The sequence below is a fragment of the Nocardioides sp. PD653-B2 genome (assembly GCF_002117935.1).
Classification (GTDB): Bacteria; Actinomycetota; Actinomycetes; order Propionibacteriales; family Nocardioidaceae; genus Nocardioides.
The window spans coordinates 45856-58312 of the sequence record NZ_BDJE01000002.1 but is presented as its reverse complement, the minus strand read 5'-3'; the positions used below and the strand labels follow the sequence as shown (position 1 = coordinate 58312).

Annotated in this window: 9 protein-coding genes and 1 pseudogene; 8 read left to right on the top strand and 2 right to left on the bottom strand. The window is 72.4% G+C overall.

Features of this window, described 5'->3' with window-relative positions; genetic code table 11:
* Nucleotides 1-152 precede the first annotated feature (152 nt).
* The gene (locus PD653B2_RS00440; protein WP_085870356.1) at nt 153-1001 is read left to right on the top strand and encodes a Bax inhibitor-1/YccA family protein; all 849 of its coding nucleotides are present in this window, start codon (nt 153-155) and stop codon (nt 999-1001) included.
* Nucleotides 1002-1091: 90 nt separating this feature from the next.
* Here the strand turns inward: PD653B2_RS00440 and PD653B2_RS00435 are convergent, their stop codons facing one another.
* Nucleotides 1092-2114 (bottom strand): SGNH/GDSL hydrolase family protein, encoded by a 1023-nt coding sequence (locus PD653B2_RS00435; RefSeq protein ID WP_085870355.1) that lies wholly within the window; start codon nt 2112-2114, stop codon nt 1092-1094.
* Nucleotides 2115-2192: 78 nt separating this feature from the next.
* On the opposite strand from PD653B2_RS00435, the gene PD653B2_RS00430 reads away from it, so the two are divergent.
* The 3 genes from PD653B2_RS00430 to PD653B2_RS00420 all read left to right on the top strand — a co-directional run bounded on the left by PD653B2_RS00430 (nt 2193) and on the right by PD653B2_RS00420 (nt 5329).
* Nucleotides 2193-3590 (top strand): cystathionine beta-synthase, encoded by a 1398-nt coding sequence (locus PD653B2_RS00430; RefSeq protein WP_085870354.1) that lies wholly within the window; start codon nt 2193-2195, stop codon nt 3588-3590.
* Between the two features lie 102 nt (nt 3591-3692).
* The gene (locus PD653B2_RS00425) at nt 3693-4139 is read left to right on the top strand and encodes a Zn-ribbon domain-containing OB-fold protein (RefSeq protein ID WP_085870353.1); all 447 of its coding nucleotides are present in this window, start codon (nt 3693-3695) and stop codon (nt 4137-4139) included.
* The gene (locus PD653B2_RS00420; RefSeq protein ID WP_207559448.1) at nt 4136-5329 is read left to right on the top strand and encodes a lipid-transfer protein; all 1194 of its coding nucleotides are present in this window, start codon (nt 4136-4138) and stop codon (nt 5327-5329) included. Before PD653B2_RS00425 ends, PD653B2_RS00420 begins: the two co-directional genes overlap by 4 nt.
* A 202-nt stretch (nt 5330-5531) precedes the next feature.
* Here the strand turns inward: PD653B2_RS00420 and PD653B2_RS25975 are convergent.
* Nucleotides 5532-5855: pseudogene (locus PD653B2_RS25975) on the bottom strand (maleylpyruvate isomerase family mycothiol-dependent enzyme); the annotation flags it as partial.
* A 212-nt stretch (nt 5856-6067) separates the two neighbouring features.
* Here PD653B2_RS25975 and PD653B2_RS00410 point away from each other — a divergent pair.
* From PD653B2_RS00410 to PD653B2_RS00395, 4 genes are read left to right on the top strand one after another with little or no spacing between them, the layout of a single operon-like run.
* Nucleotides 6068-7525 (top strand): cytochrome ubiquinol oxidase subunit I, encoded by a 1458-nt coding sequence (locus tag PD653B2_RS00410; RefSeq protein WP_085870351.1) that lies wholly within the window; start codon nt 6068-6070, stop codon nt 7523-7525.
* Between the two features lie 15 nt (nt 7526-7540).
* The gene (gene cydB / locus PD653B2_RS00405; RefSeq protein ID WP_085870350.1) at nt 7541-8557 is read left to right on the top strand and encodes a cytochrome d ubiquinol oxidase subunit II; all 1017 of its coding nucleotides are present in this window, start codon (nt 7541-7543) and stop codon (nt 8555-8557) included.
* Nucleotides 8554-11808 carry a thiol reductant ABC exporter subunit CydD gene (cydD, locus tag PD653B2_RS00400; protein WP_085870349.1) on the top strand — a complete coding sequence of 1085 codons (3255 nt, stop codon included), beginning with the start codon at nt 8554-8556 and terminating at the stop codon, nt 11806-11808. The genes cydB and cydD overlap by 4 nt, the downstream gene beginning before the upstream one ends.
* A complete protein-coding gene (locus PD653B2_RS00395) occupies nt 11801-12454 on the top strand; it encodes a response regulator (protein ID WP_085870348.1) in 654 nt (217 codons plus the stop codon). Before cydD ends, PD653B2_RS00395 begins: the two co-directional genes overlap by 8 nt.
* Nucleotides 12455-12457: the final 3 nt, after the last annotated feature.

Below are 12457 nucleotides of genomic sequence, written 5' to 3'. Positions count from 1 at the left end.
TGGCTCGGACCCGGCGCAGGACGGCACTGTCCGCGTTCGTCCGGCGGGAACGTTCCGCCTGACGGGTGCGTTGAACCCTGTGAGCCCGCCTAGGATGGGCCCTACAGGTGACCCGTCAGACTGACGACACCCCCGGCCTCGAGGAGAGACCAATGCAAAGCAACAACCCTGTGTTCCGCCGGTCGGAGGAGTTCAGCTCCGCCGGCTCCACGCGCCAGGGCTACGGACAGACTGGCTACACCGACCCGTCGACGTGGGGCATTGGCACGCCCGGCCAGCCCGGCGTGCAGACCCCGGTGGCCACCACCGGCCCGATGACGATCGACTCGGTCGTCCAGAAGACCGCCATCACGCTCTTCCTGGTGTTCGCCGCCGCCGCGGTCACCTGGCTGGTGACCCCGGAGATCAGCGCCACCACCACGAACGCCGACATCGGCCCGCTGATCGCGGCGATGGTGATCGGATCGCTGGCCGCCTTCGGGCTGTCGATGGTCAACTCGTTCAAGCGCGTGATCAGCCCCGGACTGGTGATGGCGTTCGCCGTCGCCGAGGGCGTCGCGCTCGGCGCGCTGAGCAAGTTCTTCGACGCCCAGTTCGGTGGCGGCATCGTCACGCAGGCCGTGATCGGGACCTTCGCGGCCTTCGCCGGCACGCTCGCGGCCTACAAGTTCTTCGACATCAAGGTCGGCAACAAGTTCCGCACCTTCGTGATCGCCGCCGTCTTCGGCATGGTGGGGCTAAGCCTGCTGGAGGTCGTCCTCGGCCTCTTCAACAGCCAGCTGGGTCTCTTCGGCTTCGGTGGCGTCGGCCTGCTGTTCTCCATCGTCGGCCTGGTGCTCGGTGTCTTCATGCTGATCCTCGACTTCGACTTCGTCGAGCAGGGTGTCGCCAACGGCATCCCGGAGCGGGAGTCGTGGCGGGCGGCCTTCGGCCTCACCGTCAGCCTGGTCTGGATCTACACCAACCTGCTCCGCATCCTGGCGATCTTCAGCGACAACTGACCGAGCGTCGTACGGCGAGGGCCCCGGAGCGATCCGGGGCCCTCGCCTCATTTGCGGCAGGCTGGACCACCGGTCGTGGTGGGCCTTCGCCTACCCCGGAGCGGTCTCCGGCACGTCGGCGGCCTCGGGCGCCTCGCCCTCGGTGCCCGGGTGCCGGCGGCGGTGTCGCAGCTCGACCCACAGGCCGCGCACCCCGCGGCGCGAGCCCGCGACCTCGGTGCCGCCGACCTCGGTGCCGGGCGTGTTGACGGCCTCGATGGCGGCGTCCGCCACGGACCGCAGACCCTCGCCGCGGAAGGCCTCGGGCTCGTCCTCGTCGTCGGGCACCAGGCCGAGCGCGGCCAGGGTCGAGGGGAGCAGCACGGCCACGAGCGAGCGGTAGCCCTCGGCGGACGGGTGGAACCGGTCGGGACCGAAGAGCATCGCCGGCGCGGCCGCGAACTCGGGGCCGAGGATCGAGCCGAGCGACACGGTGCGGCCGCCCTGCTCGACGACCGCGATCGTCTGCGCCGCGGCGAGCCGCCGTGACCAGGAGCGGGCCAGCTGCTTGAGCGGCGGGGCGATCGGCTTGATGGTGCCGAGGTCGGGACAGGTGCCGACGAGCACCGCGACCCCGGCCTCCTGGAGCCGGCGCACGCCCTCGGAGAGGTGACGGACCGACGCCGACGGCAGCACCGTGTGGGTGACGTCGTTGGCGCCGATCAGGATCACGGCGACGTCGGGCTCGGTGGGCAGCGCGCGCCCGATCTGGGCGTCGAGGTCGGACGACATCGCGCCCACCACGGCGAAGGCGCGCAGGTAGACGCGGCGGTCCGCCTGCTCGGCGATGCCGCTGGCGAGCAGCGCGCCCGGGGTCTCCTCGACCCGGTCCACGCCGTACCCCGCGGCGCTCGAGTCGCCGAGCAGCGCCACCTTGATGGCGGGTCCGGGACGGCCGCGGCCGTACCAGCCGGTCGAGTCCGGCGGGTCGTGGTCGAGCCGGCCGATCGTCTTGCGGGCGACCTCGGCCTCGAGCCTCAGGACGCCGTACAGGGCCATGCCGAGCGCGCTGACCCCGCCTCCGCCGTACGCCGCGGCAGAGGCCAGCTTGCGTGCTGCACCGGCTTTCCCCACGTCGCCACTCTACGGACCGCCACCGACCGGTACCCACGGGGTTTCGGTGTGCGTGACGATCGCCTCTAGATTGGCCAGATGCAGTACGTGAACTCACTCCTCGACCTCATCGGCAACACCCCGCTGCTGAGGCTCTCGAAGTCCACCGGCTCCCTCGACGGCGCACAGGGACCGATCGTCCTCGCCAAGGTGGAGTACCTGAACCCCGGCGGGTCCGTGAAGGACCGCATCGCGACCCGGATGATCGAGGCCGCCGAGGCCTCGGGCGAGCTCCAGCCGGGCGGCACCATCGTCGAGCCGACGTCGGGCAACACCGGCGTGGGGCTGGCGATGGTCGCGCAGGCGAAGGGCTACAAGTGCATCTTCGTCTGCCCCGACAAGGTCAGCGAGGACAAGCGCAACGTGCTCAAGGCGTACGGCGCGGAGGTCGTCGTCTGCCCGACCGCGGTCGAGCCCGAGCACCCGGACTCCTACTACAACGTCTCCGACCGGCTCGCGTCGCAGCCGGGCGCCTGGAAGCCCGACCAGTACTCCAACCCCAACAACCCGCGCTCGCACTACGAGACCACCGGGCCGGAGATCTGGAAGCAGACCGACGGCCGGATCACGCACTTCGTCGCGGGCGTCGGCACCGGCGGCACGATCAGCGGCATCGGCCGCTACCTCAAGGAGCAGAACCCGGACGTCCAGGTGATCGGCGCCGACCCCGCCGGCTCCGTCTACTCCGGTGGCTCCGGTCGGCCGTACCTCGTCGAGGGCGTGGGCGAGGACTTCTGGCCCGATGCCTACGACCGTGAGATCGCCGACCGGATCATCGAGGTCTCCGACGCCGACTCCTTCGCGATGACCCGGCGGCTGGCCCGTGAGGAGGCGCTGCTGGTCGGCGGTTCCTCGGGCATGGCCGTGCACGCCGCCGTCCAGCTCGCACACGAGCTCGAGGGCACTCCCGGCGGCGAGGACGCCGTGATCGTCGTCCTCCTGCCCGACTCCGGTCGCGGCTACCTCACCAAGATCTTCAACGACGACTGGCTCGGCCAGTACGGCTTCCCGGTCGACGGCGCCCAGCGGCCCGTGCGGTCGGTGGGCGAGGTGCTGCGCGGCAAGGACGGGCGGCTGCCCGACCTCGTGCACACCCACCCCGGCGAGACCATCGCCGAGGCGGTCGCGATCCTCCAGGAGTACAACGTCTCGCAGATGCCGGTCGTCCGCGCCGAGCCGCCGGTCGTGGCGGCCGAGGTCGTCGGCTCGGTCTCGGAGCGCACCCTCCTCGACCAGCTCTTCACCGGCGTCGCCCGCCTCACCGACAGCGTCAGCGAGCACATGTCGCCGCCGCTGCCGACCATCGGCTCCACCGAGCCGGCGTCCGACGCGGTGGCCACGCTCGAGGGTGCCGACGCGCTGCTCGTCCACGAGGACGGCAAGCCGGTCGGCGTCGTCACCCGCCACGACCTGCTGGGCTACCTCGCCCGAGGCTGACCGGGTCGTCCGCCTCTCGGCTGGCCATAGGTGCGCCTCAGGCGGACGACCCGAGCTAGCACCACCTATAGTGAGAACACGTTCTAGTTCTCAGGAGTGTGGATGACAGCGACGCCGGCGGTCGAGGGCTGGTTCACGACCGGGCCCGACCCGGCGCTGGTCGGCTCGAGGTGCGTGACGTGCGGGACGGTGTTCTTCCCGAGGACCGCCGGCTTCTGCGGCAACCCCGCGTGCGACGGCGAGACCTTCGAGGACACCGAGCTGTCCCGGCACGGGACGGTGTGGTCCTACACCGACGCGCAGTACCAGCCGCCGCCGCCGTACATCCCACGCACCGACCCCTACGAGCCGTTCGCACTCGCCGCCGTCGAGCTGCCGGAGGGCCTCGTCGTGCTCGGGCAGGTGGCCGACGGCTACGGCGTGGGCGACCTGCGGGTCGGGGCCGAGGTCGAGCTGGTGGTCGAGACGCTCTACGTCGACGAGACCGGCGACCGCACGATCTGGCGCTGGAAGCCGGTCATCGAGATGGGCGAGGAGACCGACCAGTGAGCACCCACGACGTGGCCGTGGCGGGCGTGGGCATGCACCCGTGGGGCAAGTGGGGCAAGAACTTCGTGACGTACGGCGTGCACGCGGCGCGGGCCGCGCTCGCCGACAGCGGCATCGCCTGGCCGGACGTCGGCCTGGTGGTCGGCGGCGAGACGGTGCGCAACGGCTACGGCGGCTACGTCGCGGGCGCGACCTTCGCCCAGGCGCTCGGCTGGAACGGCGCGCGGGTCGCGACGTCGTACGCCGCGTGCGCGACCGGCGCCCAGGCGCTCGACACCGCGCGGGCCCGGATCCTGGCCGGGATGTGCGAGGTCGCGCTGGTCGTCGGCGCCGACACCACGCCCAAGGGCTTCCTGGCTCCCAACGCCGGCGAGCGGTGGGACGACCCCGACTGGCTGCGGTTCCGGCTGCTCGGCATGACGAACCCCGCGTACTTCGCGCTCTACGCGCGCCGCCGGATGGACCTCTACGGCGCGACCCAGGAGGACTTCGCGCGGGTGAAGGTCAAGAACGCCAAGCACGGCCTGGAGAACCCGAACGCCCGCTACCGCAAGGAGGTCGGCGTCGAGGACGTCCTCGCGAGCGCCGTGGTCTCCGACCCGCTGCACCTGCTCGACATCTGCGCGACCAGCGACGGCGCGGCCGCGGTGGTGCTGACCAGCGTGGAGTACGCGCGGAAGCACGGGCTGGCCGAGCCGGTGCGGATCAACGCGGTCTCGACCGTCACCCCGACCTTCCCGAACACCGTGATGGACATGCCGAACCTCGCCACGGACTCCACGCTCGCGGTCGGTGCGCCCGAGCACACGTTCAAGGAGTCGATCGCGCTCGCGGCCTACGAAGAGGCGGGCATCGACCCGGCCGACGTGAGCGTGGCCGAGGTCTACGACCTGTCGACCGCGCTCGAGCTGGACTGGATCGAGGACCTCGCGCTGTGCCGGCGCGGCGAGGCCGAGTCACTCCTCCGCGCCGGCGACACCACCCTGGGCGGCCGGATCCCCGTCAACCCGTCGGGTGGGCTGGCCTGCTTCGGCGAGGCCGTGCCGGCCCAGGCGCTGGCCCAGGTCTGCGAGATCACCTGGCAGCTGCGGGGGCAGGCGACCGGCCGCCAGGTCGAGGGCGCCCGGGTCGGCATCACCGCCAACCAGGGCCTCTTCGGGCACGGCTCCTCGGTGCTGCTCAGTCGCTGACGCGGTCCCGGAGGTCGAGACAGTTGCTGCGCAACGTCCTCAACCACCGGCCGTGCGGCCCAGCAGGGCCGCGAGGCGGTCGATCGCGGGCGCGTCGTCCGCGACGGGCTGGGGCGGGCCGAACGGCGTCCGGTCGGGCGGCAGCCGCTCCATGAGGGCGAGGCTGTGCACGATGGCGCGCTCGGCGACCGCCGGGTCGACGCCGTACGGCGCGCCGACGCCGCGTGCGACGTCCCAGCCGTGGGTGAGCGCCTCGATCGTGCGCAGCTCGGCGACGGCCGGCGCGGTACGTCGCGGCCAGGTCCGCGAGCGGCACGGCGCCCACCTCGGCGTCGATGGCCGGCAGGTCGTAGGCGACGCTCCCCAGTGAGGTCGTGAAGGCGCGCTCGCCGGTGGTCAGGTGGCGTACGACGGCCTCGACGTCCCAGCCCTCGCAGGGCGTCGGGCGCGCCCAGTCATCGGGACCGAGCCTCGCGAGGAGGGCCGACACGGCCGCGTGGGCGTGCTCGAGATCGTCGAGATCCATGGCGCCAGTCTGCCGTGACGCAGGACGCGTTGCGTCCCCGGCGGCCCCGGAGCAGACTTTGAGAAAGTTTTCACAAGCGCGGGGCGATCCTCCGCGACGACGTCCGGGCTCGGGACCTTTGGCCCGTTCCGGAGGACCCAGGGCCCGGGCGCCACGAGCAGGGTCGTCCCTAGCGTGTCAGGCGTTGCAGTCACTCTGGAGCGGAGAACCCGTTGGACAGCATTCTCGACATCGCCCGGTGGCAGTTCGGGATCACGACCGTCTACCACTTCCTGTTCGTGCCCCTCACCATCGGCCTGACCCTGCTGGTCGCCGTGATGGAGACGCTCTGGGTGCGCACCAAGCAGCCCGCGTGGCTCCGCCTGACCAGGTTCTTCGGCAAGCTGATGCTGATCAACTTCGCGATCGGCGTGGTCACCGGCATCGTCCAGGAGTTCCAGTTCGGCATGAACTGGTCGGACTACTCCCGCTTCGTCGGCGACGTCTTCGGCGCCCCGCTGGCGGTCGAGGCGCTCCTGGCCTTCTTCCTCGAGTCGACGTTCCTCGGACTCTGGATCTTCGGCTGGGACAAGCTCCCCCGCGGCCTGCACGCCGGCTGCATGTGGATCGTGCACCTCGGCACGCTCGCGTCGTCGTGGTTCATCCTCGCCGCCAACTCCTGGATGCAGCACCCGGTCGGCTACACCTACAACCCCGACACCGGCCGCGCCGAGCTCACCGACTTCTGGGCAGTGATGTTCAACAAGGTGCAGCTGGTGACCTTCCCGCACGTCATCCTCGCGGCGTACATGACCGCGGGTGCGTTCGTCGTCGGTGTCTGCGCGTGGCTCTACGTCTCCAAGCGCCACCAGGTCGACCGTGAGGTGTACCGCACGGGCCTGCGCCTCGGCGCCGCGGTCGCGCTCCTCGCGGGCCTCGGCGTCGCGATCTCGGGCGACTTCCAGGGCAAGGTGATGACCGAGGTCCAGCCGATGAAGATGGCCTCGGCCGAGGCGCTCTACGACACCGAGGACAGCTGCGCGCCGTTCTCGCTCTTCACGATCGGCACCCCGGACGGGAAGAGCGAGAAGTTCTCCGTCACCGTGCCGTGCGTGCTGTCCTTCCTCGCGACCGGCTCCTTCGACGGCGAGGTCGAGGGCATCAACGACCTCCGCACGCAGTACCGGGAGGAGTACGGACAGGACCCGGGCGCGGGCTACTACGACCCCTCCGGCGACTACAGCCCGGTCATCCCGATCACCTACTGGACCTTCCGCTACATGATCGGTCTCGGGGTGCTGGCGGCGACGTTCTCCGCGCTGATCCTCTTCCTGACCCGCAAGGGGAGGGCGCCGACGTCACGGTGGTTCACCCGGATGGCGGTCGCGACCCCGATCCTGATGCTGCTCGGCAACTCCGCGGGCTGGATCTTCACCGAGATGGGCCGCCAGCCGTGGGTGGTCTTCGGACTGATGAACACCTCGAACGGCGTCTCGCCGGGGGTCAGCGTCACCGAGGCGTGGATCTCGGTGATCTCGTTGACCGCGCTCTACGGCTTCCTCGCCGTCATCGAGGTCGGCCTGCTCCTCACGTACGCCAAGAAGGGCGCCGACCCGTATCGAGAACCTCCGTCACCGACGCTGCGCGGCAGCGACGACGACACCGACAAGCCGCTCGCGTTCGCGTACTAGGGAGGAGGACACATCATGGAGCTCACCACCGTCTGGTTCATCCTGATCGCCGTCCTCTGGATCGGCTACTTCACCCTCGAGGGCTTCGACTTCGGGGTCGGCATGCTGCTGCCCGTGCTCGCCCGCGACGACCGCGAGCGCCGCCAGCTGATCAACACCATCGGCCCGGTCTGGGACGGCAACGAGGTCTGGCTGCTGACCGCGGGCGGCGCGACGTTCGCGGCGTTCCCGGAGTGGTACGCCACGCTCTTCAGCGGGTTCTACCTGCCGCTGCTGCTGATCCTGCTCGCGCTGATCGTGCGCGGACTCGCGTTCGAGTACCGCCACCAGCGCCCCGAAGCCACCTGGCACTCGTGGTGGGACCGGGCGATCATCGTCGGCTCCTACGTGCCGGCACTGCTGTGGGGCGTGGCCTTCGCCAACATCGTCCGCGGCGTCCCGATCGACGAGACGAAGGACTTCACCGGCACGATCTTCACCCTGCTCAACCCGTTCGGCCTGCTCGGCGGCATCGTCACGCTGCTGCTCTTCCTCACCCACGGCGCGATGTTCATCGCGCTGAAGACCGACGGCGACATCCGGTACCGGGCCCGGGCGCTGAGCGTGAAGCTGGGCCTCGGCGCGGCCGTCGCCGCGGTCGTCTTCCTGGTGTGGACGCAGTCGATGACCGGGGACGCGTGGTCGGCGCTCGTGTTCGCGGTCGCGGCGCTGGCGCTGGTCGCCGCCATCGGGATCGCGGGGGCCGGACGCGAGGGCTGGGCCTTCATCGGGACCTTCGTGACCATCGCGCTCGCCGTCGCGGGCCTCTTCGTCGCCCTGTTCCCCGACGTGATGCCCTCGACCACCGACGCGGCGTACTCGCTGACGACCACCAACGCCTCGGCGACGCACTACACGCTGAAGGTGATGACCTGGGTGGCGGTGATCTTCACCCCGCTGGTGCTGCTCTACCAGTCGTGGACCTACTGGGTCTTCCGCAAGCGGATCTCGATCCACCACATCCCGGAGCCGGAGCTCGAGGGCGTTTCGTGAGGCCGGGCGACCCCTGGCTCCGGCGTCAGCTCGCGCCCGCACGGCGCGAGCTGACGGTGGTCATCGCCGCGGGCGTGGTCGGCAGCCTGCTCCTCGTCGCCCAGGCCTGGGTGGTGACGGAGCTGGTGCTGGCCGTCCTCGGTGACGGGGCCGTGACGCGCTGGGCGCTCGTCGTGGTCGCGGTCTTCGCCGCCCGCGCCGCCGTCGGCTGGACCACCGACACGATGGCGGCGCGCGCCGCCGCCGTGGTCGGGACCGACGTACGACGGCGCGTGGTCGGTGCGATCCTGCGCGACGGGGGAGCGGCGCGCTCGTCCGGTGAGCTCGCCGTCCTGGCGACCCGCGGCGCGAGCGCGGCCGAGCCCTACCTCACCCGCTACCTGCCGGCGCTCGTCCTGGCGGGGGTGCTGCCGTGCGTCACGCTCGTCGCCATCGCCACCCAGGACCCGATGTCCGCGCTCATCGTGCTGGTCACGCTGCCCCTGATCCCGGTCTTCGGGATCCTGGTGGGCCTGGCCACGCGGGACCGCGCCGAGTCGCAGTGGCGGGCACTCGCGTCGCTGTCGGGCCACTTCCTCGACGTCATGCGCGGGCTGCCCACGTTGGTGGCGTTCCGCCGGGCCGAGGCCCAGTCGGCCACGATCCGCGCGGTCACCGACCGCTACCGGCGGTGCACCCTGCGTACCCTCCAGGTCGCCTTCGCTTCGTCGGCGGTGCTGGAGCTGGTGGCGACGCTGTCGGTGGCGCTGGTCGCGGTGACCGTCGGTCTCCGGCTCGCCCACGGCGACCTCGACCTGCGGACCGCCCTGGTCGTCCTGCTCCTCGCGCCGGAGGCCTACTGGCCGCTGCGCCGCGTGGGCGCGGAGTTCCACGCCGCCGCCGAGGGCGTGGCGACCTTCGAGGCGGCGAGCGAGCTCGTCGACGAGGCGCGGGGACCGGAGCACCTGCCGCGCCCGGGCCCGATCGCCGTCGACCGGCTCACCGTCCTGCGGCCGGGTCGCACGGTGCCCGCCCTGGACGCCGTGTCGCTCGACGTCCCGGAGCGCGGGGTCACCGCGGTGACCGGACCATCGGGCAGCGGGAAGTCGACGCTGCTCGCCGTGCTCGCCGGCCTGCTCGAGCCGACGTCGGGCACCGTGCTCGGCCCGGCCCCGTCGCAGATCGCCTGGCTCTCGCAGCGCCCGGTCTTCGTCGCCGGCACGATCCGCGACAACCTCCTGCTGGGCGCCGCGGATGCCGGCGACGTCCAGCTCTGGCACGCGCTGCGCAGCGTCGCGCTCGAGGAACGCATCCGGGACCTGCCGCTCCGGCTGGACACCGTGCTCGGCGAGGACGGCACCACGCTCTCGGCCGGCGAGAGGGCCCGGCTGGCCCTGGCCCGGGTCGTCGTCTCCGACCGGCCCTGGGTCCTGCTCGACGAGCCCACCGCCCACCTCGACGCGCTCACCGAGCGGGTCGTCGCCGACGTCGTCCAGGAGCTCGGCCGCACCCGCGGTGTCGTGGTGGTGGCCCACCGGCCGGCGCTGGTGGCGCTCGCCGACCGCGTGGTCGACCTCCCGGCGCCGCCGGTCCCCGTCGCCGCCTCGCACGCGTCCGCGCCTCGCGCCGGCAGGCCGGACCCGGTCGCCCCGGCAGCGCCCGGACCACGCCGCGGGCTGGCGCTCCCGACGCTCCTCGGCGGTCTCGCGTCGGCGTCCGGCGTGGCGCTCACGGCCACCGCGGGCTGGCTGATCGTGCAGGCGTCGTCGCATCCCGTGGTCCTCACGCTGCTGGTCGCCATCGTCGGCGTGCGCACCTTCGGCATCGCCCGTCCGGTGCTCCGCTACGTCGAGCGGCTGCGGTCCCACGACGTGGCGCTCCAGCTGCTGGCCGACCGCCGGGTCGCCGTGTACGACGCGGTCGTGCCGCTCACGCCCGGGGCCCTGGGCCGGCGGCGCGGCGACGTGCTCGCCGCGGTCGTCGACGACGTCGACAGCGTGCTCGACCGCGAGCTCCGCGTGCGGATGCCGGTGCGCGGTGCGCTGGTGGTGGGAGTGCTCGCCGTCGCGGTCTCGGCGGTGATCGAGCCGCTCGCCACGCCGGTCGTGGCCGCCACCTGCCTGCTCGGCGGCGGCCTCGCCTACGGCCTGGCCCGGGTCGGCACCGACCGGTCCGAGCGGGCGGCCGTCGCCACCCGCGCCCGCCTGTCGGAGGCCGTCGTCGACGTCACCCAGTCCGCGACGGAGCTGACCATGTGGCAGGCCGGGGAGCGGGCGGTCGGCGCCGTCACCGCGATCAGCGAGGAGCTGGGCCGCCGCGCCGTCTCCGGCGCCGTCCGGCTGGCGTCCGGCCGTGCCGCGGCACTCCTGGTCTCAGGTCTCGGGGTCGCCGCCAGTGCCCTCGTGCTCGCGCCCCGGGTCGCCGACGGGTCGCTCTCCGGGCCGCTCTTCGCGCTGCTCCTCCTCCTGCCGCTCGCCCTCGGCGAGGTGACCGGCTCGCTGGCCGACGCCGGCGCGCTCGCCGCCCGCACCCGCGCCGCCGAGGAGCGGCTGACCGCGCTGGCGCAGCGGCCGCCGGCCGTGTCCGACCCGGACGCACCGGCCCCCGCGACGGGCGGGAGCGCCGTGCGGGTCGAGCACGCGTCCGCGGCGTGGGACGAGCGCCTGGCCCTGCGCGACCTCTCGCTGGAGCTCACCCCGGGTGAGCGGGTCGCCGTGGTCGGCCCCACGGGATCCGGGAAGAGCACGCTCGCGGCGCTGCTCCTGCGGTTCGTCGACCCGGTCGGTGGGCGGGTCCGGCTCGGCGACCACGCACTGCCCGAGCTCGCGCTGGACGACGTACGGCGCACGGTCGGCCTGGTCGACGACGACCCCCACGTCTTCGCGACCACGCTCGCCGAGAACGTGCGTCTCGCCCGGCCCGAGGCCGGGGACGACGAGGTCGAGGCGGCGCTGCGCCGCGCCCAGCTCGGGTCCTGGCTCGATGCGCTCCCGGCCGGCCTGGACAGCTGGCTCGGCGACGGGCACGCGCAGGTCTCGGGCGGTGAGCGAGCCCGGCTCGCGATCGCCCGGTCCCTGCTCGCCGACCAGCCCGTGCTGGTGCTCGACGAGCCCGCGGCCCACCTCGACGGCGCCACGGCCGAGGAGCTGGCGTCCGAGGTGCTCGACGGCAGCGCCGGCCGCACGGTCGTGTGGATCACCCACGCGAACGCGGGACTGGACCGGGTGGACCGCATCGTCGACCTGGCACTGGTAGAACGGACCCGTGACTGAGACCGCGCCACCGATCCGCGTCTACCTGCTCGACGACCACGAGGTCGTGCGCCAGGGTCTCCGCGCCCTCCTGGAGAGCGGCGGTGACATCGAGGTCGTGGGCGAGTCCGGCTCCGCCGTGGACGCCACCCACCGGATCCCCGCGCTGCATCCCGACGTCGCGGTCCTCGACGCGCGGCTGCCCGACGGGTCGGGCATCGAGGTGTGCCGGTCGGTCCGCGCCGTCGACCCGTCCATCCGAGCGCTGATCCTGACGTCGTACGACGACGACGAGGCGCTGTTCGCAGCGATCATGGCCGGCGCCTCCGGGTACGTGCTCAAGGAGATCAAGGGCACCGACCTCGTCTCGGCCGTCCGGCAGGTCGCCGGAGGCAACTCCCTCATCGACCCGAGCCTGACGGCCCGGGTGCTCGAGCGGGTGCGCAACCCGCAGACGACCGCCCCCGAGCTCGCGAACCTCACCGAGCAGGAGCTCAAGCTCCTCGCGCTCATCGCCGAGGGGATGACGAACCGGCAGATCGGGGAGCAGATGTTCCTGGCCGAGAAGACCGTCAAGAACTACGTGTCCAGCATCCTGGCCAAGCTGGGGCTCGAACGCCGCACCCAGGCCGCCGTCCTCGCCAGCAAGCTGCTCGGACCGCACTAGAGC

What these genes read in the sequence shown, in the direction of transcription:
- PD653B2_RS00440 (WP_085870356.1), top strand. Translation starts at nt 153, where the DNA reads ATGCAAAGCAACAACCCTGTGTTCCGCCGGTCGGAGGAGTTCAGCTCC.
- cydB (WP_085870350.1), top strand. Translation starts at nt 7,541, where the DNA reads ATGGAGCTCACCACCGTCTGGTTCATCCTGATCGCCGTCCTCTGGATC.
- PD653B2_RS00425 (WP_085870353.1), top strand. Translation starts at nt 3,693, where the DNA reads ATGACAGCGACGCCGGCGGTCGAGGGCTGGTTCACGACCGGGCCCGAC.
- PD653B2_RS00430 (WP_085870354.1), top strand. Translation starts at nt 2,193, where the DNA reads ATGCAGTACGTGAACTCACTCCTCGACCTCATCGGCAACACCCCGCTG.